Here is a 19,789-nt window from a genome sequence, read left to right as displayed (position 1 = left end):
TCAAGAAAGCGCGTGCGCCACCGCGCAGAATTCCGCAATCGTCAGCGTTTCCGCCCGGCGCGAGGGATCGATGCCCAATGCGTCCAGCGCTTCCAGCGCGCCCGGCACGCCCTTCAGCGACTGGCGCAGCATCTTGCGCCGCTGGCCGAACGCTGCCTCGGTTACGCGGGCCAGCACGCGCATGGACACGCCCTCGGGCGCGGCGGCGGGGGTGACATGGACGACCGCGCTCATCACCTTGGGCGGCGGGGTAAAGGCGCTGCGGTGCACCTTCATCGCGATCCGCGCCTCGGCCCGCCATTGGCCCAGCACCGCCAGCCGGCCAAAGGCGCCGGTATCGGGCGCGGCGACGATGCGCTGCGCGACCTCCTGCTGGAACATCAGGGTCAGCGAGGTCCAGCGCGGCGGCCAGCTTTCGGCCCCCATCCAGCGGACGAACAGCGCGGTGCCGACATTATAGGGCAGGTTCGCCGCCACCGCATAGGGGCCTTCGAACAGGCTGTCGTGGTCGATGGCCATCGCATCGCCCTCGATCACTGTCAGCTGGCCGGGAAACGCCTCGTCCAGCTCGGCCAGTGCGGGCAGGCAGCGGCGGTCCATCTCGATCGCGGTGACCCGCGCGCCCGCGCGCAGCAGGGCGCGGGTCAGCCCGCCGGGGCCGGGGCCGATCTCAAGCACGTCCTGCCCGTCCAGCGGGCCGGGACCCAGCTTGGCGGGAAGGGCCGCGATGCGGTCCAGCAATTGCTCGTCCAGCAGGAAGTTCTGGCCCAGCGCCTTCGACGCCGACAGCCCATGCCTGGCGATCACCTCGCGCAGCGGAGGCAGGCTCATTTCGCATCTCCGCGCCGCCGCTGGGCGCATTCGCCCGCCATCCGCAGCGCCGCCAGCATCGGGCCGACATGCGCCTGCCCAGCGCCCGCGATGTCGAAGGCGGTGCCGTGATCGGGCGAGGTGCGGATGATCGGCAGGCCCAGCGTGACATTGACCCCCTGGTCGAAATCCAGCGCCTTGAGCGGGATCAGCGCCTGGTCGTGATACATGCACACCGCCAGATCGTATTTCGCCCGCGCGGCGGCATGGAACATGGTGTCGGCAGGCAGCGGCCCGCGCACGTCGAAGCCGTCCGCGCGCAAACGTTCGGCCGCAGGCGCGATGATGGCGCGATCCTCGTCTCCCATACGCCCATCCTCGCCCGCATGGGGGTTGAGCCCGGCGATCGCGATGCGCGGCGCGGCGATGCCGAAATCGCGCGTCAGCGCGCGCGCGGCGATGGCGGTGCGGCGATGGATCAGATCGGCGGTCAGAAGCTGCGGCACGCGGGCCAGCGCGACATGCACCGTCACCGGCACGACCCGCAGCGAGGGCCCGGCCAGCATCATCACCGCATCGTCGGGCCCGACCCCGCAGGCCTCGGCCACGAATTCGGTCTGGCCGGGATGCGCGAAGCCCACCTTGGCCAGCTCCGCCTTGGCGATGGGCGCGGTGACCAGCCCGTCCGCCTCGCCCGATACGGCCAGCGCGACCGCGCGGGTCAGGCTCTCCAGCCCCAGCCGGGCGCCCTGGGCATCGGGCTTGCCGGGGCGATAGGGAACATCGCCCAGGTCGATGACGGGCAGGGCATCGCCGAACGCGCCGCCCGCCTCGGCCATATCGGCGATGCGCGCCACCGGCAGGTCGATGCCGTCACGCGCCGCGGCGGCCTGCAGCAGGCTGGCGCTGCCGACGCAGGCGAACACCGGCATCGCCTCGCTATGCCGCAGGGTCCACAGCCGCGCGATCAGTTCCGGACCGATTCCCGCCGGATCGCCGATCGACACGACCAGCCGCGCGGGCGACTGCCTGTTCATCGGGGCCGCCGCCGCGGTCAGTTGCGTTCGACGATGGCGTCGCGGCGCAGGTCGCGCATATAGTTCTGCGCGCGCCGTTCGATCCGCTCGTTCTCGATCTGCTCCATCACCTGGTCGGATGTCGGTCCGTCCAGCATCGGCGGATCGCTGCGCCCGCATACCATCATCGCGCGCAGCGGCTGGCTCGCCTCGCTCGCCGCGACGCCATAGGGGCGCGTCACCCCGCCATCGGGGGTGGCCAGCACCATTTCCTGAAGCTGGCTGGGCAGCTGGCGGATCGAGATCTGGTCGACCAGCACCGCCTCGGCCCCGATCTGCCGCGCCTGCGCCTCGACCGCGCTACAGCCGCCCGTAAGGCTTTGCGTCTTCTGGCCGAAATCGGCGGCGAACCGGTTCATCTCCTCCATCGACAGCCCCGCGGGCATGTTGATGGTGATCTGCGCCAGGCTGACCATGCCGTCGCGCGGATCGGCGACCATCACCTGCCGCTTGTCGCGCATGTACAGGATCGAATAGCCGCCGCAGCACGGGATCGGGCCCTGCAGCTCGCCCACCTGCATCGCGGGCACGACCGTCGCCAGTTCGGGCGGCAGCCGGTCGAGCCGTACGAAACCCAGGTCGCCGCCGCGCGCCGCGGTGGAGGCCTGCGAATATTGCGCCGCGACCGATGCGAAATCGCCGGTTTCCTGCAATTGCGCCATGATCGCCTGCATGCGCTGCTCGACCTGCGCGTCGGATCCTGCGGGGGCGGCGATATAGATTTCGCCCAGGCGGTATTCGTTGGTGCCCTTGTCGGCCTTCATCCGGTCAATCTGCTCGTTCACCTCGCGCGCCGAGACATTGACCAGCGGCGCGACATTGCGGCGCAGCAATTGCTGCCACGCGGCCTGTGCCAGCAACATGCGCTGCAGCGAGGCGGGGGAGGACCCGACCGAACGGGTCAGCTCGTCCAGCTCGGCCGAGGTGATGCCCAGCTCGCGCTGCGCATAGCGGTCGTACATCTGCACCACCTCGTCCGAGGTGATGGTGATTTCCGATTCGCGGGCGTTCTGGATCTGGATCAGCTCGTCCACCAGCTGCTGCACGACCTGCTCGCGCTCCTGCGGGACAAGGCGGCGCTGGGTCGTCGCCTCGATCCAGGCGACGCGCTGGTCGATATCGGTCTGGGTGATGATCTCGCCATTGACCTTGGCGCTGGCGGTGCGGACATTCGAATCCGCATCGCCCTGCGCGCCATCCTCGATCATGCCGATCGACGGGGAGGCGGCCTGATCCTGCGCCACCAGCTCCGGCGCGGCCCGATCTTGCGCAAATGCGGGCGCGCCCGCCAGCGAGGCCGCCATCAGCGCGGCGGCACATACGCCGGTCGCGGCGCGCTGCAGTCGGGCAATCGTCAAACTAGTCGTCATCTGTCGCATCCCTTGCCGCGCCTTGCCGGTTGCCCGGACCGGCGCGGAAAAATTCCAGAGCCATTATACCTTCGCAGCACCGCCGCCCGCCGGATTTCCGGCACGCATGGTCCTGACAATCGTGCCCCATGTGTCCACGCGCGGCTTAACCACGGCTGAGCCGACTTGCCAAGCCATCCGGCCCGCCGGCCATCAGTCGAAGCCGATTCCCTTCAGACGGAAGCGCAGCAGGAAGCTGTTGCCTGCCTGCGCGTCGCCGGTGCTGCGCGTGTCGCGCCGCCACGTCAGGCCCAGCTCGATGCACTCGTCCTCATAGGCGATGCCCAGCCGTGTGCGCAGCGGTTCGAACCCGTCCGAAGTGCTGCCCGGATCCTCGGCCCGGTCGGTCAGGTTGATGACGGCCGATCCGAACAGCGACATGTGGTCGAGGAAGGCGACCCGCCCCGCCAGGCGAATTTCCTCGCGGTCGCGCAGATCCTCGAGCACCAGCGGAATGTCGCGGTTGAGCCGCAGATAGCCCGCTTCCACATAGGTCTGGCGCGTGCCGACCGCCACGTCCCATTCGTTACGGCGAACCGCCAGCGTATCCTTGTCGACCCGGAAGCGGTGCGTGTATTTCACGAATTCGCGCCAGCGGACGTCCAGCCGCCCGGTGATGTCCGACGTCCGCCCGGTCAGCCCGGTGCCGTCGGGAAACAGCGCGGGCGCATCGGTCAGGCGATAGCTCTGCCCCAGGCTGGCATCGACGCGCCAGCCCGGCGCCATCCAGCGCCAGTCGAACCCATAGGTGAAGCGCATGCCTTCCTCGAACCGGTCGTATCCGGGAAAGCGGTTGAGCGAGAACAGGTTGGTGTCCTCGAGGTCGATGGCGCGCGAATCCTCGTTCGGGACTTCCAGGTTCTTGATGTCGGGCGTCGCGACCAGTTGCAGATGCGGGGTCAGCACCTGCGTCCCGCCCATGAAGCCGCCGATCAGCGGATAGGTGACGTCGACCGCGCCCAGCGCGATGCCACGCCCCTGCCAGCCCGTCTCGCCGCGATAGCGCTCGATACCGGTCAGCAGGTTCTCGTCCGAATGATACGCATCGCCGCGGGCCAGCGCGGTCAGTTCGACCACCTGGCCCCAGGGGGTGAAGCGCCGCAGGCTCCATTCCGCCTTGGCAAAGGCGCGCTGCGTGTCCTGTCCGTTGGCGCGGAACAGCGCCATGGTGTTCGCCTGCAGCATGACCCGCCCGCCCAGCAGCGGATCGTCGACCCGGCGGCGATAGTCGATCACGGGCAGCGCCATCGGCACCAGCCCCTGCTCCTCGTCCACGCGCAGCGTCTGCGTGGCCCAGCCCGCGAAGGACAGGTACGAATCGTCGTCGATACGCTGGACGTTCGCCATCGATCTCAGCCGGTCGTCGCGGCTGATGTCATAGCGCCGCAGGAAGGTGCGGTCGCTCGTCACCCGGATCGAGCTGGTGACGCTCCAGTGCTCGCTCAGCTGGAAACGGCCATTGGCATCGAGATAGCCGCGCAGGTCGCGTTCCGATGCCGGGTCGATGGCGGCGGCATCGCCGATCGGCACGCGCGAGGACGAGGTGATGTACCCGGTTACCTGGTATGCGCCCGTCTCGGTCAGTGCGGCATAGCGCGCCGATGCCATCGGCAGCACCTGGGTATAGGCGGTGCCCTTCAGCGTCAGCTCGCGGTTCCGGGCGATGCGCCAGTAATAGCCCCCCTCGACCTCCACCCCGTTCGAGGCGGAGATGCGCAGGTCCGGCGTGACCAGGCCCGACACCGGCTGGCCGTCGGCGCGGATCTCCATCCACGGCAGCGGCACCAGCGACAGGCCGAACAGTTCCAGCCGCGCACCGCGAAAGCGGATCATCTGGGTGGCGGGATCATAGGCCACGCGGTCGGCGGTGATCCGCCAGCTGGGGTCCTGCGCGCAGCCTTCGGCGGTCTCGACGGGGCAGGGGCTATAGGCGCTGTCGATCAGCACGACGCGCCCGTCGTCGGTCCGCTCGCCGCGGCGCGCCGCCATGCGCCCGCCCTGGGCCAGCACCAGCAGCATGTTCTGCATCGCCCCCGCGCGCAGTTCGTCGGTCAGCTCCAGCCGGTCGGTATAAAGGACGTTCCCGCCCTCATCGACGAGGCGGATGTCACCCGTCGCGACGATCGCGCCGGTGGAGCGGTTCCAGCGCACCTCGTCCGCGCGCAATTGCTGGTCCTGCCGGCGCAGCACGACATTGCCCGACGCGACGACGGTATCGTCGCTGGTGCCGTATCCCAGCTCGTCCGCCTCGAACGCGATCTGGTTGGGGTCGGCGGGCGGCTCGATCTGGAACGGCGATTCCGGCGTTCCGGCGGGCGGGGCGGGGGCCTCCTCGACCGCCTGGGGGTACAGCGCCTCGTCGATCTCGTCCCAGAAGAACGGTCCCTCGGGCACGCCGGGGTCGGCATCCTCCAGCTCGGGCGGGGTTTCCTGCTGACCTTCGGGCTGCATCGCGGCGGGGCGGTCCTGCGCCGCGGCCTCGCCGGCAAGCGCGGGCAGCGCGGCGGCCGTCAGCGCGGCGCAGGCCAGCAGCCGCGCCGTCAAAGGCAATCGGACCGTCAGGGGCCGGCGCGCCAGCGGAAGCCTGCACAGCGGCAGGTAAAGGACCGGACCGTTCGCGGGGATTCGCATGGGACGCTGATGCTCGATCTTCTGGAACCGCGGTATCGAAGGGGGGGGAGAGCGAGTCTCGCCCAAAGCGCAATACCGGGGGGCTTGGACAGGGTCGACAGGGAACGGCACCGGGTTGCAGGGATGAATTGCAGGCGCCGGGCCGGGGCGGCATGGCTTGCCTATCGCATCGCCGCTCCCTAACTGCAATCGCGTAAAACCCGTCGCTGCCCCAGCCGCTGCCACAGCCATGTGCCGATCACCGCGCCGCATGAATGCCGGCAGTACCGGGCGGCAGCAAGCTGGCGGCAGCGCGCGGGGCGCAGGAACAGCAGAACACAAGACACAGGATAGGGTCCTCTCTCCATGAAAATCAGCTTCGTCGATTCGCTTGCCCAGGACATCAGCGCGATCGTGCTGCCGGTGGCAGAGGGTTCCATGCCCGCCGACCTGCCCGGCGTGATCCGCGAAGGCGCGCAGTCCAGCCGCTTCAAGGGCAAGCCGGGCCAGATCTTCGACGGCTTCGTCGAGATGGACGGCAAGGCCCGCCACCTGGTGCTGGCCGGCACCGGCAAGCCCGACGCCAGGGACCGTTCCAGCGCGCTGGAACGCGCGGGCGCGGCGTTGGCGGCCAGGTTCCTGACCTCGGGCAAGACGGCGCTGGGCGTGGATTTCTCGGGCGCGAATGTCGATGCGGCGGGCGCGGCGGCGCTGCTGATGGGGCTGCGCCTGCGGTCCTGGCGGATCGACACCTATCGCACGAAGCTGAAGGACGAGCAGAAGCCCTCGCTGACCGAGATCGTCGTCACCGGCGCGCCGTCGGGCACCGAAGCGGCCTGGACCGACGCCGATGCCGTCGCCACCGGCGTCGAATTCACGCGCGAGCTGGTGAGCGAGCCTGCCAACAAGATCTATCCCGAAAGCTTCGTCGAACGCTGCAAGGCGCGGCTGGAAGGCACCGGGATCGAGATCACGGTGCTGACGGTCGAGGAAATGACCGAGTTGGGCATGGGCGCGCTGCTGGGCGTGGCGCAGGGCAGCGCGGACCGCCCCGCGCGCATCATCGCGATGCACTGGAAGGGCGGCGGGGACGAGGCTCCGCTGGCCTTCGTCGGCAAGGGCGTGACCTTCGATTCGGGCGGCATCAGCATCAAGCCCGCCGCCGGGATGGAGGAGATGAAGTGGGACATGGGCGGCGCGGGCGCCGTCGCGGGCACGATGCTGGCGCTTGCCACGCGCAAGGCCAAGGCGAATGTCGTGGGCGTGTGCGGCCTGACCGAGAACATGCCCGACGCCAATGCCCAGCGCCCCGGCGACGTGGTGACGTCGATGTCGGGCCAGACGATCGAGGTCATCAATACCGACGCGGAAGGCCGGCTGGTGCTGTGCGACGCGCTGACCTGGGTGCAGCAGACGTACAAGCCCGCGAAGATCGTCGACCTCGCCACGCTGACCGGCGCGATCCTGATCTCGCTGGGCAAGGAGCATGGCGGCCTGTTCTCGAACAATGACGAGCTGTCCGACGCGCTGACCGCCGCGGGCAGGACCGTGGGCGAGAAGCTGTGGCGTTTCCCGCTGGCCGCCGAATACGACAAGCTGCTCGATTCGCCGATCGCCGACATGAAGAACGTCGGCCCGCGCTATGGCGGCTCGATCACCGCGGCGCAGTTCCTGCAGCGCTTCATCGAGAACGATACGCCCTGGGCGCATCTCGACATCGCGGGCATGGTCTGGGCCGACAAGCCCGGCGCGACCTGGGACAAGGGCGCGACGGGATATGGCGTGCGCCTGCTCGACCGGCTGGTGCGCGACACGCTGAACGGCTGACTGGCTGAACGGGTGAGCTGGCGCTCGTGGCGCGAGTCGATTTCTACCATCTGACGCGCGACAGCGCCGAGGCCGCGCTCGCGATGCTGGCGGGCAAGGCCCTCGGCGCGGGTCAGCGCATGATGGTGGTCAGCGCCGATCCCGCCCAGCGCAGCGCGATTTCTCGCCGGTTGTGGGAAGCGCCCGGCTTCCTCGCCAATGGCGAAGCGGGGGGAGAGGACGATGCGCGCCAGCCGGTGCTGATCGGCGATGCGCCCGGCGCCGCCAATGCGGCGGCGATCGTCGCGCTGGCCGACGGGCAGTGGCGGGACGAGGCGCTGGATTTCGACCGCGCGCTGCTGCTGTTCAACGAGGCGACCATCGCCGATGCGCGAAGCTGCTGGCGCGCCCTGGGCCAGCAGGAGAAGGTAGAGCGCCATTACTGGAGCCAGGATTCGTCCGGCCGCTGGCGCGAGGGGCCCTGATCCTGAAGAAAACGATCCCTACGAATACGATCCTTACGAAAACGGCCCGCATGCCGTGGGGCATGCGGGCCGGTTCGACTGGCTGATGTCAGCGATCAGAACTGGAACACGACCGCCGCGTTGGGACGGAACGATTCGAAGTCCTTGAACGTGTCGACGCCAAAGCGAAGGCGCACGCCGCTCTCGCCGGTCAGGCCGCCCAGGCCGATGTCCTTGGTGCCCATCTCGGCGCCGATGCCATAGAACACGCCGTCGCGGTCGCGCGTGCTGGGACCGCCATCGGTGTCGATGAAATCATTGTCGAAATTGTTCTCGCCCTCGACCCACATATAGCCGACGCGGCCGAAGATCATGCCGGTCTCGCCCATGCGCGCGCCGAAACGGCCCGCGGCGCCATATTCCCAGTCGATGTCGCCGAAACCGTAGGAGCCGAAGCCCTCGGCGCCGACGAACAGCGGGCCCAGCGGCACGTTCGCGCCGACGGTGCCGGTGATCAGCGCACCTTCGGTGGTGTCGTCGATGCCCAGGTCGCGAATTTCCTCGTTCCGGTCATAGACGTCATAGCCGCCGCCAACCGCGACATAGGGCTCGAAGCCGAACGCGTCGGTGCCGTCGGGCGCTTCCTGTGCGAAAGCCTGTGCGGGCAGAAGAAGCGCGCCGCCTGCGATCATAAGGGCTGTCTTGGTATTCATACTTCTATTCCTGCTTATCATTGTTCGATGTTCCCCCATCACCCGCGACAATCGCTGGCGGCGCCGGTCGTTCCGCCCGATTTGGCAAGCACTTCCAGACTGTTGCCGCAATGCAACAAGGCCGGTCGCGCCCGCGTCGCCCTTTGCGCGGCGGCGCGATGCGGGCCCGCCGCCACGCGGGGCTTGTGCCCCCGTGCCCGCGCGGCTAGAGGCGCGGGCATCGCGCGCCCGGCCGGATCCTTACCGCCGGCCAAAGGACGCGCACGGATTTCACGCAAAGGACAATCATCATGGCGGCTACCCGCACCTTTTCGATCATCAAGCCCGATGCCACCCGCCGCAACCTGACCGGCGCGGTCACCAAGATGCTGGAGGAAGCCGGCCTGCGCGTCGTCGCGTCCAAGCGCATCCAGATGTCGCGTGAGCAGGCCGAGGGCTTCTACGCGGTTCACAGCGAACGCCCCTTCTTCGGCGACCTGGTCGACTTCATGATCAGCGGCCCCGTCGTGGTGCAGGTGCTGGAAGGCGAAGACGCCGTGAAGCGCAACCGCGACGTGATGGGCGCGACCAACCCCTCCGACGCCGACGAGGGCACGATCCGCAAGGCCTATGCCGAATCGATCGAAGCCAACTCGGTCCACGGCAGCGACAGCGACGAGAATGCGAAGATCGAAATCGACTTCTTCTTCAAGCCCGAAGAGATCGTCGGCTGATCTTCCCGTTTCGGGACAAGTGACTTACCCACTGCCGCGTTCAACTTTCGAACGGGCTTTGTCATGACGCGGGCCCCCTTGCTTTGCTATCGTTTTACCGGAAACGGGACGATGGCATCGGAGGGGGCCTTGCCGTGCTGCGTACACTGGCGCTGATCTACCTGGTCGTCGGCCTTGCCCTGTCGGCGGCGCTGGGGCTGCATCTGATCGGCACGATCGCCTGGATGGATCCGCTGGTGCCGCAGGTGCTGGACGCGATGACCGTGCCGGGATCCTTCCTGACCCGCATGACCGCGCCCGACCAGCAGGCGATGCACCTGCTGGTGTGGATCGGCTCGCTGCTGGTGAATTTCGGCCTGCTCAGCTGGCTGGCCGACAGTATAGGCAGCCCCTAGGCCCCCTAGGCGCCGATCAGAACTCGTCCGCCGCGGCGCGCAGCCCTGCCAGCCGCCTGGGCGCTACCGCGCGCCAGCTGCGCTCCACCCATTCGGCCACGTGGTCCCAGTCGGTGCCCGGCCGGTTCAGGATCAGCCCCGCCCAGCCGGCCGCGCCGTAATAGGCGGGGCGGAACCAGATATCGGGATCTCGCGCGACCATCTCGGCCAGCTCGTCCGGGCCCGACGTCTTGACCAGCACCGCCACATGCGGCTCGCCGTGATGCCGGTCATTGAAATAGGCGAAGAACTTGCCGCTCTTCCCGCCGGTGTTCCACGCGGGGCTGCCATGCGATTCGCGCCGCTCCGCCTCGGGCAGGGACAGCGCGATGGCGTTCACCTGCTGCAGCAGCCAGTCCGCGCGATAGGGCCGGCTGACCAGCTCCTCCAGCGCGCGGGCGTAAAGCTGATGCTCGGCAAAAAGCACCCGCGCGGCCAGCGTGTCGGGCGTGTCGCCGGGCAGGATCGCGACCGGGGTCTGTCCCAGGATCGGCCCGTCGTCCAGCTCCGCCGTGACCAGATGCACCGAACAGCCGCCATGCGCATCGCCCGCCTGGATCGCGCGGGCGTGGGTGTCCAGCCCCTTGTACCTGGGCAGCAGCGAGGGGTGGATATTGACCATGCGGCCTTCCCATTTCCCCACGAATTCGGGTGTCAGGATCCGCATATAGCCCGCCAGCGCGACATAATCCGCACCCGCCTCGCGCAGCGCTTCATCCATCGCGGCATCGTGCTCGGGCCGCTTCATCCCCTTGTGCGGCAGGGCGAAGGTCGCCACCCCCTCGGCCTTGGCCAGCGCCAGCCCCCCGGCATCGGGATTGTTCGACGCGACCAGCACGATCTCGTACGGGCAGTCCGCGCGGCGGCTGGCATAGAGCAGCGCGGCCATGTTGCTGCCCGTGCCGCTGATCAGCACCGCGACGCGCGCCTTCGCCCGAATATCGGGCACGCTCATTTGCCCGTGGACAGGAACGGCCTGTCGCCTAAGATCATTTGCTGAAACAATGCTGTTGCCCGAACCCAGAACCGCGCCCTGCGCGCCGCCCCTTCCTATTGCCGCGCGCATGGCGGGGCAAGCACGCAGCAGCCTGTCGCCGGCCGCGCCGGGGATGCACCGGTGAAAGGCCCGATCTTCCGCCCCCGGCCCGAGGATCAGGCCTTCCTGCGCCGGCTGGCCTATCTGGTCGCGATCGCGGCGCTGCTGATCGTATTCTGGCGTGCGGGCCATCTGCTGATGCTGGCGTTCGGATCGCTACTGGGCGCGGCGGCGTTTCGCGCGACCGCATCGCTCTATCGCCGCATCGGCGTGCGGCACCGCGGGATTTCGCTGGCGCTGGGCATCGCCACTTGCCTGGGCGTGCTGGGGCTGATGGCCTATCTGCTGACGGTGCAGTTCGGCACGCAGCTTGCCGGGATGATCGACGACCTGCCCCAGACCATCGACGCCATAGAGGCCGCACTGTCGCGCACCCCGGTGGGCGAGGCGGTCGTCCGCGCCGCGCAGGCCGCGCTGGCGGGCAGCACCATCGCCGACCGGCTGGGCGATCTGGCCGCGGGCGCGGGCGAGGTGGCGCTCAACTTCCTGATCGTGTTGATCGGCGCGATGTTCATCGCGGTCGACACCGGCCCCTATCGCCGCGGCATATTGCTCCTCACTCCGCCGGGCGCGCGGCCCGCCATGCAGCGCGCGATCGGCGAGATGAGCCTGGCGCTGCGCCTCTGGCTCAAGGCCAAGATCCTGACGATGAGCGTGATGGCGGTGCTGATCGGCTTCTCGCTATGGGCCGCGGGGGTGGACAATTACATCGCGCTGGGCCTGCTGGGCGGGATCAGCGAATTCGTGCCGTATGTCGGCCCCGCGCTCGCCATGCTGCCCGCGATCGGCATCGCGGCGGCGGAGGGTGGCGACGTGCTTGCCTATGCGCTGATCGGCTTCGTGGTGGTGCGGGTGATAGAGGCATGGCTGCTGACCCCGCTGGTCAACCGCGAAGTGGTGAACATCCCGCCCGCCCTGACCTTGTTCGCGATCCTGGGCGCGGGCGCGGTGTTCGGCGTCTATGGCCTGTTCTTCGCGGGCGCGCTGCTGGTGGTGCTGTTCGTCGGCGTGCGCGAACTATATCTGCGCGATACGCTGGGCGAGGATGTCGAAGGCGTGCCGAGGCCGGTAAAGCGGCGGGCCGAATAGGCACCTCCCTCGGGGTTTCCCCCGCCGCAAGCCGGTCCGCACCCGATGCGATGCGACCGCGCCTGCTCCAGGTACCGGCGAAGTCCCGCGGCGCGCGGGCGTTCACCAAGGGCAGGCATCATGCGGCTGGCAGCGCTGACAGTCGCGGCCATTGCGGCTGGCGCGTTTTCCGCGGCCATCCCCGCGCCGCCCATGCGCAGCCGGAAGCGGTGGGCGAGGGCGAAGGCCCGCATCATCTCTCGCTGGTGATCGCCTCCACCGCCAACAGGGAGGAGGACGAGACCGCCTTCACGTTCGGCATCGATCACGAATACCGGGTCGGCGAACTGCTGGGCCTGGGCTTCGTGGCGGAACACGCGTTCGGCGAAGTCGATTCGACCACGCTGATCGCGGCGGCGGCCGTGCATCTGCGGTGGGGCTTCGCCGTCCAGCTTGGCCCCGGCGTAGAATTCGCCAAGGGCGAGGCATTCCCGATGGGCCGGATCGGCACGATCTACGAAGTCGAACCGGGCGGCGGCTTCGAGCCGGCTTCGCAGATGCGCTACGACTTCTCGGACGGAGAAGACGCCGTCGTCTTCGGCGCGGCGGCGGGCCGCGCGTTCCGATCCGCGCGCTTACTGCTCGTGCGTGGCGGTCCAGTCCGCCTTGGCCGACCATTCGGCCGCCTTGCCCGATACGGTGCAGCCGCGCGTTCCGCCGCGAATCTCGCCGATGCGCAGCACGGTTTCGCCCGCGGCTTCCAGATCCGCCGCCAGCGAATCGGCTTCGTCCGGCGCGGCCGCCAGCACCATGCCGATGCCGCAATTGAAGGTGCGCGCCATCTCCTCGGGCTCGATATGCCCCTGCGCCTGCAGGAACGCCATCAGCCGCGGCTGCTCCCACGCGCCCGCGTCGATATGGGCATGGAGCCCCTCGGGCAGCACGCGCGGCACGTTTTCAAGCAGGCCGCCGCCGGTGATATGCGCGCATGCATGGATGCGCCCCGCGCGGATCGGCGCCAGCAGCGTCTTCACATAGATCCTGGTCGGCGCGATCAGCGCATCGATCAGCAGCGTCTCGTGATCGAACAGGGCAGGGCGGTCGAGCTTCCAGCCCTTGTCCGCCGCCAGCCGCCGCACCAGCGAATAGCCGTTGGAATGCACCCCGGAACTGGCCAGGCCCAGCAGCACGTCGCCTTCCGCGACCTTGTCGCCGGTCAGCTGCTCGCCGCGCTCGACCGCGCCGACGCAGAAGCCCGCCAGGTCGTAATCGCCCGCCGCATACATGCCGGGCATTTCCGCCGTCTCGCCCCCGATCAGCGCGCAGCCTGCCTGTTTGCAGCCCTCGGCAATGCCGGCGACCACGCGGGTCGCGACGCCGTTCTCAAGCTTGCCGGTGGCGAAATAGTCCAGGAAGAACAAGGGCTCCGCGCCCTGCACGATCAGGTCGTTGACGCACATGGCGACCAGGTCGATGCCGATATGGTCGTGCCGGTCGTGGTCGATGGCCAGCTTCACCTTGGTGCCCACGCCGTCGTTCGCCGCCACCAGCAGCGGATCGGCATAGCCCGCCGCCCTGGGGTCGAAGAACCCGCCGAACCCGCCCAGCTCGCTGGTCGCGCCGGGGCGCGCGGTCGATCGGGCCAGCGGGGCGATCGCCCTTACCAGCGCATTGCCCGCGGCGATCGATACGCCTGCCTGTTCGTAACTATAGCTCTTCGGGCTGTCGCTCTTGTCGTTCATCGCAAATCCCAACGGGCCTGAAGCGCCCCGATCCATGGTCGCGGCATGCCCGAAACGGCGGCACACCGGTGAAGCGGCAGCGCCTATCGCTTTCCGGCTTGGATTTCCACGGCCATTTCGGCAAAGAAGCGGGCATGAACGCCAATATGCTTCTTGTGCGCAGCCGCTAGGCCGCCCTAAGCCCTTTCCCGACATGTCGATTTCGCTTTCGCCTCCTGCCCTTTCCATGGCCCGCAACCCTGCGCGGATTCGCGCGCTGCTGGCCGCGTTCGCGCTGGCGGCGCTGGCTCTGGCCGGCTGGCGCGTCGCCGCGCAGGTCGAGGGTGAGCGCGGCATCGCCCCCATCGCCAGCAGCGGCGATTTCGAAGTGGACGGGATCAGCGTCAACGCCGTCGGCAAGACGGCAGAGGAAGCGCGCACCAACGGCTGGCTGCAGGCGCAGCGCAAGGCATGGGAAGTGCTCTATGCGCGCACCCATGGCGGCGCCGAAGCGCCCGAGGTCGCCGATTCGCGGCTGTCGCAGATGGTCTCGGCCGTGGTGGTGGAGCGCGAGGAGATCGGTCCGCGCCGCTATGTCGCGAAGCTGGGCGTGATCTTCGACCGCGCACGCGCGGGCGAGCTGTTCGGTCAGAGCGACACGCTGGTCCGCTCCGCGCCGATGCTGGTGCTGCCGGTCACCTTTTCCGGCGGGACCGCGCAGCTTTACGAATCCCGCACCCCCTGGCAGCGCGCCTGGGCGCAGTTCCGCACCGGGTCCAGCCCGGTGGATTACGTGCGTCCGTTCGGCGCGGGCGGCGAATCGCTGCTGCTGAACGCGGGGCAGGCGGGCCGCCGCAGCCGCAGCTGGTGGCGCAACATCCTCGACGAATTCGGCGCCGCCGACGTGCTGATCCCGATGGCGCGGCTGGAACGCCAGTGGCCGGGCGGTCCGGTGGTCGGCACCTTCACCGCGCGCCACGGGCCCGACAACCGCTACCTCGGCAGCTTTACCATGACCGCAGCCGACGATACCCAGCTGGCCGACATGCTGGACCGCGCGGTCGTGCGGATCGACGGCATCTATGCCGACGCGATGGCCGCCGGCCGGCTGCAGGTCGACGATACGCTGAATGTCGAGGAAGCGACCATCGACCCGGCCCTGCTGGAAGCGCTGACCCGCGAATCCGCCCCCGCCGCGCCTGCCGCCCCCGCGCCGCAGCCCGGCACCGCGGCCCCGGCGGAGCAGCCCGCCGCACCGACACCCGCGCCGGCGGCGGCGCGCTATACGGTGCAGGTCGCCACGCCCGATCCGGCGGCGCTGGATGCAGCGCTGACCGGTATCAACGGCACGCCCGGCGTATCGGGCACCGCGGTCGGCAGCCTGGCGATCGGCGGCACGTCGGTTTTGCAGGTCGGCTATGCCGGCGACCTCGACGCGCTGGCCCAGGCGCTGCGCGCCCGCGGCTGGCAGGTGACGCAGGGCGACGACGCGCTGAGGATTTCCCGCTAGGGGGCTGGCCATGCCCCATCCCGGCAAGCCTTTCGCGGGCCAGATCCCGCTGCCGCTGATCCGGCCCGGCGGCGCTGTCCGCATCGTGGTCGGCCCCGCGAACGAAGGCGTGCTGGACGCTTGCCGCCATGCCGCAAGCTGGCCGTTCCGCACCGCGCTGCTGTGGGGCGAACCGCGTTCGGGCAAGTCGCTGATCGCGCGCTGGTTCGCGGCAAGCGGCCTGGGCGACGCCATCGACGACGCACAGGCGATGGAGGAGGACGCGATCTTCCACCGCTGGAACCGCGCGCAGGAAGCGCAGCGCCCGCTGCTGATTATCGGACCTCCGGTGCCGGACGGCTGGCAGGTGTCGCTCCCCGACCTGGGCTCGCGGCTGGGCGCGGCGCTGAACCTGCGGATCGACCCGCCCGGCGACACGATGATCGAGGGGCTGATCGAGGCCCATGCCGAGGCGCGCGGTCTTGCATTGGCCGACGGGGCCACCACCTATCTGGTGCCGCGCGCACCGCGCAGCTTCGCCGGGATAGAGGCGCTGGTGGCCGAGATCGACCGCATCAGCCTCGAACGCAAGGTCCCCGCGACGCTGGCCGTCTGGCGCGAGGCGCTGGACACGCTTGGCGGCGGCGGCATGGGCGAGCAGGGCGACCTGCTCTAGCGATCACGAAACAGGCCCTTCTTGCGATAGGGCGCGGCAAGTGCGAGTATGACGCGATGTTTGAACGACTGATCGCCTATCTCGATTCCGTGGCGGATCGCGATCCTTCGCCCCGCTCGCGCTGGGAAGTGCTGCTGTATCCGGGCGTGCTGGCGCTGGGCATGCACCGCATCGCGCACTGGCTGTATGGCGGCGGGCTGTTCTTCCTGGCGCGCGTGGTGAACCATTTCGCCCGCTTCCTGACCGCGATCGACATCCATCCGGGCGCCAGGATCGGGCGCAATTTCTTCATCGACCACGGCTTTTCGGTCATCGGCGAAACGGCCGAGATCGGCGACAATGTCACGATCTATCAATGCGTCACGCTGGGCGGCACCAATCCGACCAACGGCATTCCGGGCAAGCGGCACCCCACGCTGCTCGACGGGGTGATCGTGGGATCGGGCGCGCAGATCATCGGCCCCGTCACCATCGGGCAGCGCGCGCGCATCGGCGCCGCCGCCGTGGTGATAGAGGATGTGCCCGAAGGCGCGACGATGATCGGGCAGAAGGCCCGGTCGACCCTGGTCGCGGCGGAAACCTATCAGCGGCAGTTCATGCCCTATGGCACGCCCTGCAAGGACCCGTGCGAACCGGTGGTGCCCCGCGTGGACGAGCTTGAGGAGCAGATCGCCGCGCTCAAGGCCGAGATCGACCGCCTGCGCGCCGCCGAGGGGCAGGGGCCGCTGCCCATGCCGCGCCGGAACAGCGAAGCGCCGCAGCGCGAGCACGTGCCCGAACTGGGCCGCGGCGACCGGCAGGACGAGGTCGGCAACGGATGAGTGACCGCGTCATGCGCCCCTCCGGCAGGAGCGCGGCGTGAACAATGTCGTCCCCCTTCCGCGCGGCCCGCATCGCTCCGCCCCGCAGCAGATCGGGTTCGACCGGCTGGAACTGGGCCGCATCCTCGACCTCTATGGCCGGATGGTCGCGGCGGGCCAGTGGCGCGATTACGCGATGGATTTCGGCAGGGACGCCGCCAGCTTCTCCGCCTTTCGCCGCGCCGCCGAACGCCCGCAGGTCCGGATCGAGAAATGCCCCGCGCTGCGCAGCCGCCAGGGCATGTGGACCCTGTTCGGCGAAGCGGGCCAGGTGCTGAAGCGCGGGCACGATCTGGCGGGCGTCCTATCGCTGCTTGAACGCCGCCTGCTCAAGATCGTCGAGGACTAGGCGGGCTTCCGATCCGCAGGCCCATCCGCTATCTGGCCCTGGGGTACAGGAACGCGCGGTCGCTGCGCGCCATGCCGATCCCGTCGTAATAGCCCGCCGCATCGGGCGCGGCGACCAGCAGCAGCATCGCCTCCTCTCCCGCCAGCCTGCGCGTTTCGGCGATCAGCCGCTTGCCGATCCCCTTTTTCTGATAGGCCGCATCCACCGCAAGGTCCGACAGATAGGCCGCATAGGACCAGTCGGTCAGCGAACGCGCGATGCCGACCAGCCGCCCGTTGTCGCCAGCCCCGGCAGTCCCCATCCCGCCCGCCCCGATCCGGCCCGCCCCGATCCGGGCGGTCACGATCAGGTCGGCATGGTCGATCATCCGCTGAAGACGGGCGCGATCGCCAACCGGGCGCCTTGCCGCCAGCCCCGACCGTTCGAGCAGCTCGGCGAATTCCGCCGCGCTCACCATTTCCTGCCTGTATGCGACATCCATGCCCGCTTCCCTCATCGTCGTTCGGCGGCGGCATTACCGCGCCGCTTCATCCCGATCCAGCGCCGCGCATCCGTTTGCCAGCGCCGCGCGCCGCGCCTATGACCGGGCATGGTGTTTCCGATCTCGTTCGCCGCCGTCTGGGCGATTGTCCTGCTTGCAGGCGGAGCGCTGCTGACCCCCATCGGCGACTGGTATCGCGGGCTCGACAAGCCGCGCTGGCAGCCGCCCGACTGGCTGTTCGGCCCTGCCTGGACCATCATTCTGGGGCTGGCCGCATGGGCCTTCGTGCTATGCTGGGACACCGCCGCGCAGCGCGGAGAGACCGCGTTCCTGCTGGCGCTCTATCTGGTGAACGGCGTGGTCCACTTCCTGTGGTCCCCGCTGTTCTTCAAGGCCAGACGGCCGGACTGGGCCTTGATCGAAGTGCCGTTCCTGTGGCTGTCGGTGCTGTCGCTTTGCGTATTCCTGCGCGAATGGTCGGTGCTGGCAAGCTGGCTGATCGTGCCCTATCTCGCCTGGGTCAGCTTCGCGGCCCTGCTGAACTGGTCCATCGTCCGGCTGAACGGCCCCTTCACCCGCCACCCGTCCGGCTGACCGCCGCGTGCTGCCCTGCTTTGGCTTGGGGGCGGGATCGAACAGCGGAAAGGCCGCTTCTCCTGCGACCTGACTTACAAGCGGAATGTCTTTTAGTGGCCCATCGCGGACGTCCGTCAGTCGTCACACCCGGCACCCCCGGCCCGTTTGTCCGCAGCCAATGCGGCTGACCCGGCGGCAATCCGCTTGCGGATCGCCTGCCATTGCGCCAATCCCGCTGATGCATGCGCGCAAGCGGCGCAGCCCCATGACCATGGCTCCATCGACAAGGCAGGCAGAAGTGTCGGACCAGAATGCCCCATCCGCGACCAGGACCGCGTCGCTGTTTCCCGGCGTGCCGCTGATCGAATCGCCGATCTTCGAAAGCGAGCCGCTGGACGGCTTCACCGACCAGGAAAAGGCGCTGGCCCGCCAGCTGCATGACGACGGCTTTGGCGTCATCGACTTTCCCGACCCCGACATCGACGCCAGGATCGACCGGATCCAGCGCAACCTTGGCCCCGGCTTCGGCATCGATTTCGCCGATCCCGCCGCCGACAAGACCCGCGGCGAGCGGCGCATCCAGGATGCCTGGCGCAGCGACGAGGACGTGCACGCGATCGCGTCGAACGGCCAGGTTCTGGACCTGCTTTCCAGGCTGTATGGACGGCGCGCCTTCCCGTTCCAGACGCTGAACTTCCCCGTCGGCACGCAGCAGGCGGCGCATGCCGATTCGGTGCATTTCTCAAGCCTTCCCGAACGCTTCATGTGCGGTGTCTGGCTGGCGATGGAGGATGTCCCGGCCGAGGCGGGGCCGCTGTTCTACGTGCGCGGATCGCATCGCTGGCCGATCTTCACCAATGCGCTGATCGGCCGCCGCGGCTATGGCAGCGAGCTGCAGTCGGCGCAGGATCCCTATGGCGATGCGTGGCAGGCGATGTGCGAAACGCATGGCAAGACGCAAGAGACATTCCTGGCGCGCAAGGGGCAGGCGCTGATCTGGTGCGCCAACCTGCTGCACGGCGGCAGCCGCCAGACCGATCCGACGCTGACCCGCTGGTCGCAGGTCACGCATTATTTCTTCGAGGACTGCATCTATTACACGCCCGCCTTTTCCGACGAGCCGCTGGGCCGGCTGGCGCTGCGCAACCTGGTGTCGGTAGAGGACGGGACGCCCCGCCCGAATTCCTATCTGGGCGAAGCGGTCGCCGATCCCCGCCGATCCCCGCCCGGCCTCGCCGCGCGGCTGAAAAGGCGCATCCCCCGCCGCCGCTAGCGCTGCGCGGGCAGCGCCAATTTATTGTCCTACACGCCGCGCCGCTGCCATGCCGTGATGCGCGCGTTTCCGGCGCGCGGGCTCTTTCGCAGTGTCGATCTTTTTCCAGCACCCCATGGTGTCAACCGATCGGCCGGAACCGGCGGATTTCCGCGGCGCCGGGGC

At 68.9% G+C, this 19,789-nt stretch carries 19 protein-coding genes; 11 read left to right on the top strand and 8 right to left on the bottom strand.

Annotated features, from left to right (window positions below; genetic code table 11):
- From rsmA to A9D14_RS11110, 4 genes are all read right to left on the bottom strand, one after another.
- Window positions 1–831: a 16S rRNA (adenine(1518)-N(6)/adenine(1519)-N(6))-dimethyltransferase RsmA gene (gene rsmA / locus A9D14_RS11125; protein WP_066846412.1), complete on the bottom strand. Its 831-nt coding sequence runs from the start codon at window positions 829–831 to the stop codon at window positions 1–3.
- A complete protein-coding gene (gene pdxA / locus A9D14_RS11120; RefSeq protein WP_066846409.1) occupies window positions 828–1,847 on the bottom strand; it encodes a 4-hydroxythreonine-4-phosphate dehydrogenase PdxA in 1,020 nt (339 codons plus the stop codon). Before pdxA ends, rsmA begins: the two co-directional genes overlap by 4 nt.
- 17 nt (window positions 1,848–1,864) lie before the next feature.
- Complete coding sequence (locus tag A9D14_RS11115; RefSeq protein WP_157668202.1) at window positions 1,865–3,256, bottom strand: peptidylprolyl isomerase; 1,392 nt, start codon at window positions 3,254–3,256, stop codon at window positions 1,865–1,867.
- Window positions 3,257–3,448: 192 nt separating this feature from the next.
- Entirely contained in the window at window positions 3,449–5,926 is a 2,478-nt protein-coding gene (locus A9D14_RS11110; protein ID WP_232468516.1) for an LPS-assembly protein LptD, read from the bottom strand.
- Between the two features lie 345 nt (window positions 5,927–6,271).
- On the opposite strand from A9D14_RS11110, the gene A9D14_RS11105 reads away from it, so the two are divergent.
- Window positions 6,272–7,732 carry a leucyl aminopeptidase gene (locus tag A9D14_RS11105; RefSeq protein ID WP_066846400.1) on the top strand — a complete coding sequence of 487 codons (1,461 nt, stop codon included), beginning with the start codon at window positions 6,272–6,274 and terminating at the stop codon, window positions 7,730–7,732.
- A gap of 26 nt (window positions 7,733–7,758) precedes the next feature.
- Window positions 7,759–8,196 (top strand): DNA polymerase III subunit chi, encoded by a 438-nt coding sequence (locus A9D14_RS11100; RefSeq protein WP_083987874.1) that lies wholly within the window; start codon window positions 7,759–7,761, stop codon window positions 8,194–8,196.
- Between the two features lie 95 nt (window positions 8,197–8,291).
- Here the strand turns inward: A9D14_RS11100 and A9D14_RS11095 are convergent, their stop codons facing one another.
- Complete coding sequence (locus tag A9D14_RS11095; protein ID WP_185884973.1) at window positions 8,292–8,888, bottom strand: opacity protein; 597 nt, start codon at window positions 8,886–8,888, stop codon at window positions 8,292–8,294.
- A 290-nt stretch (window positions 8,889–9,178) separates the two neighbouring features.
- Here A9D14_RS11095 and ndk point away from each other — a divergent pair, with 290 nt between their 5' ends.
- Window positions 9,179–9,601, top strand: a complete 423-nt coding sequence (gene ndk / locus A9D14_RS11090) for a nucleoside-diphosphate kinase (RefSeq protein WP_066846397.1) — start codon at window positions 9,179–9,181, stop codon at window positions 9,599–9,601.
- Window positions 9,602–9,735: 134 nt separating this feature from the next.
- The gene (locus A9D14_RS11085) at window positions 9,736–9,996 is read left to right on the top strand and encodes a hypothetical protein (RefSeq protein ID WP_157668201.1); all 261 of its coding nucleotides are present in this window, start codon (window positions 9,736–9,738) and stop codon (window positions 9,994–9,996) included.
- A 16-nt stretch (window positions 9,997–10,012) separates the two neighbouring features.
- On the opposite strand, the gene purN is transcribed toward A9D14_RS11085, so the two are convergent.
- Window positions 10,013–10,990 (bottom strand): phosphoribosylglycinamide formyltransferase, encoded by a 978-nt coding sequence (gene purN / locus A9D14_RS11080; RefSeq protein WP_066846389.1) that lies wholly within the window; start codon window positions 10,988–10,990, stop codon window positions 10,013–10,015.
- A 162-nt stretch (window positions 10,991–11,152) separates the two neighbouring features.
- On the opposite strand from purN, the gene A9D14_RS11075 reads away from it, so the two are divergent.
- Window positions 11,153–12,220, top strand: a complete 1,068-nt coding sequence (locus tag A9D14_RS11075) for an AI-2E family transporter (RefSeq protein WP_157668200.1) — start codon at window positions 11,153–11,155, stop codon at window positions 12,218–12,220.
- 614 nt (window positions 12,221–12,834) lie between these two features.
- Here the strand turns inward: A9D14_RS11075 and purM are convergent.
- Window positions 12,835–13,941, bottom strand: coding sequence for a phosphoribosylformylglycinamidine cyclo-ligase (gene purM / locus A9D14_RS11070; protein ID WP_066846387.1), 1,107 nt, complete (start codon window positions 13,939–13,941; stop codon window positions 12,835–12,837).
- Between the two features lie 193 nt (window positions 13,942–14,134).
- Between purM and A9D14_RS11065 the strand changes: the two genes are divergently transcribed.
- The 4 genes from A9D14_RS11065 to A9D14_RS11050 are packed head-to-tail and all read left to right on the top strand — an operon-like array spanning window position 14,135 to window position 17,294.
- Window positions 14,135–15,430, top strand: a complete 1,296-nt coding sequence (locus A9D14_RS11065; RefSeq protein ID WP_066846385.1) for a hypothetical protein — start codon at window positions 14,135–14,137, stop codon at window positions 15,428–15,430.
- A 10-nt stretch (window positions 15,431–15,440) separates the two neighbouring features.
- A complete protein-coding gene (locus tag A9D14_RS11060; protein ID WP_066846382.1) occupies window positions 15,441–16,085 on the top strand; it encodes an ATPase in 645 nt (214 codons plus the stop codon).
- A 56-nt stretch (window positions 16,086–16,141) separates the two neighbouring features.
- A complete protein-coding gene (gene epsC / locus A9D14_RS11055; protein WP_083987872.1) occupies window positions 16,142–16,906 on the top strand; it encodes a serine O-acetyltransferase EpsC in 765 nt (254 codons plus the stop codon).
- A gap of 37 nt (window positions 16,907–16,943) precedes the next feature.
- Window positions 16,944–17,294 carry a DUF2794 domain-containing protein gene (locus tag A9D14_RS11050; protein WP_066846380.1) on the top strand — a complete coding sequence of 117 codons (351 nt, stop codon included), beginning with the start codon at window positions 16,944–16,946 and terminating at the stop codon, window positions 17,292–17,294.
- 28 nt (window positions 17,295–17,322) lie between these two features.
- On the opposite strand, the gene A9D14_RS11045 is transcribed toward A9D14_RS11050, so the two are convergent.
- Window positions 17,323–17,775: a GNAT family N-acetyltransferase gene (locus tag A9D14_RS11045; protein ID WP_066846377.1), complete on the bottom strand. Its 453-nt coding sequence runs from the start codon at window positions 17,773–17,775 to the stop codon at window positions 17,323–17,325.
- 108 nt (window positions 17,776–17,883) lie between these two features.
- On the opposite strand from A9D14_RS11045, the gene A9D14_RS11040 reads away from it, so the two are divergent.
- Window positions 17,884–18,369: a TspO/MBR family protein gene (locus A9D14_RS11040; RefSeq protein ID WP_087910501.1), complete on the top strand. Its 486-nt coding sequence runs from the start codon at window positions 17,884–17,886 to the stop codon at window positions 18,367–18,369.
- Window positions 18,370–18,616: 247 nt separating this feature from the next.
- Window positions 18,617–19,624 carry a phytanoyl-CoA dioxygenase family protein gene (locus tag A9D14_RS11035; RefSeq protein WP_232468507.1) on the top strand — a complete coding sequence of 336 codons (1,008 nt, stop codon included), beginning with the start codon at window positions 18,617–18,619 and terminating at the stop codon, window positions 19,622–19,624.
- The last annotated feature ends 165 nt before the right edge of the window (window positions 19,625–19,789 follow it).

This window comes from Croceicoccus marinus (assembly GCF_001661675.2).
Taxonomy (GTDB): domain Bacteria; phylum Pseudomonadota; class Alphaproteobacteria; order Sphingomonadales; family Sphingomonadaceae; genus Croceicoccus; species Croceicoccus marinus.
Note: the sequence above shows the minus strand (reverse complement) of the source record. Positions and strands in the feature narration are given on the sequence as shown.

Coding starts and splice junctions, on each gene's coding strand:
- rsmA (WP_066846412.1), bottom strand. CDS start 831: ATGAGCCTGCCTCCGCTGCGCGAGGTGATCGCCAGGCATGGGCTGTCG.
- pdxA (WP_066846409.1), bottom strand. CDS start 1,847: ATGAACAGGCAGTCGCCCGCGCGGCTGGTCGTGTCGATCGGCGATCCG.
- A9D14_RS11115 (WP_157668202.1), bottom strand. CDS start 3,256: ATGACGACTAGTTTGACGATTGCCCGACTGCAGCGCGCCGCGACCGGC.
- A9D14_RS11110 (WP_232468516.1), bottom strand. CDS start 5,926: ATGCGAATCCCCGCGAACGGTCCGGTCCTTTACCTGCCGCTGTGCAGG.
- A9D14_RS11105 (WP_066846400.1), top strand. CDS start 6,272: ATGAAAATCAGCTTCGTCGATTCGCTTGCCCAGGACATCAGCGCGATC.
- A9D14_RS11095 (WP_185884973.1), bottom strand. CDS start 8,888: ATGAATACCAAGACAGCCCTTATGATCGCAGGCGGCGCGCTTCTTCTG.
- ndk (WP_066846397.1), top strand. CDS start 9,179: ATGGCGGCTACCCGCACCTTTTCGATCATCAAGCCCGATGCCACCCGC.
- purN (WP_066846389.1), bottom strand. CDS start 10,990: ATGAGCGTGCCCGATATTCGGGCGAAGGCGCGCGTCGCGGTGCTGATC.
- purM (WP_066846387.1), bottom strand. CDS start 13,941: ATGAACGACAAGAGCGACAGCCCGAAGAGCTATAGTTACGAACAGGCA.
- A9D14_RS11065 (WP_066846385.1), top strand. CDS start 14,135: ATGTCGATTTCGCTTTCGCCTCCTGCCCTTTCCATGGCCCGCAACCCT.
- A9D14_RS11060 (WP_066846382.1), top strand. CDS start 15,441: ATGCCCCATCCCGGCAAGCCTTTCGCGGGCCAGATCCCGCTGCCGCTG.
- epsC (WP_083987872.1), top strand. CDS start 16,142: ATGTTTGAACGACTGATCGCCTATCTCGATTCCGTGGCGGATCGCGAT.
- A9D14_RS11045 (WP_066846377.1), bottom strand. CDS start 17,775: ATGGATGTCGCATACAGGCAGGAAATGGTGAGCGCGGCGGAATTCGCC.
- A9D14_RS11040 (WP_087910501.1), top strand. CDS start 17,884: ATGGTGTTTCCGATCTCGTTCGCCGCCGTCTGGGCGATTGTCCTGCTT.
- A9D14_RS11035 (WP_232468507.1), top strand. CDS start 18,617: ATGACCATGGCTCCATCGACAAGGCAGGCAGAAGTGTCGGACCAGAAT.